The sequence below is a fragment of the Vibrio sp. 2130-1 genome (assembly GCF_033339515.1).
Genome location: NZ_JAWOUT010000527.1, coordinates 1 through 579, shown reverse-complemented (window position 1 = coordinate 579; position 579 = coordinate 1). Strand labels below are relative to the sequence as shown.

At 44.9% G+C, this 579-nt stretch carries 1 protein-coding gene; it reads left to right on the top strand.

Annotation, left to right across the window (positions count from 1 at the left end; all coding sequences use genetic code 11):
• Positions 1-460 (top strand): replication initiation factor domain-containing protein (locus tag R7Q09_RS27210; protein ID WP_318144088.1); only part of this gene is annotated, 460 nt, incomplete at its 5' end.
• Positions 461-579: the final 119 nt, after the last annotated feature.

The following is a 579-nucleotide window of genomic DNA, read 5'->3' as shown; positions in this document are numbered from 1 at the left end:
TGAGCGTTATTTTGCTGAACCTTCCGGCAAGGTTATCAATGAATCATTCGAGGTTGGCAACCGCAAATCTCGTATTTACTGGCGTATTTATAACAAGGCTGCTCAGCTTGGGCTCGATATGTTTTGGTTTAGAAGTGAGTGTGAGCTGAAGGAGATGCCAATCGACGTCCTTCTCGATATCAGCGGTTACTTCGCCGGAATTTGTGCGTATAGCGCATCTATCGTATCCAGCTCTCCAGTAAAGGTGGTTACAAAAAAGAAACAAGTTGCGCTCGATATGCACGGGCGCATTCGTTGGGCTCGTCGTCAAGTTGGCCGCACGTTAGCGGATATTGCTAAGTACTTGGATGGTGACTTGGAGAAAGTTTTCGGGTTGCTCATATCTGAGGATACGCAGGGTGATTTGCTCAACTTGCCTGATACATACAAACACATAATCAAAGAGATAATGGAGAATTAGCATGGCTGTTCGTTACGTTCTAACAGGTGGCACTTACTCAAAAGGCGTTGGTAAGCAATCCGGTAAAAAATATGAAATTGGTCGTTTGTTTGCTGGTAAGGCATTGAAGCCTTGGGAAA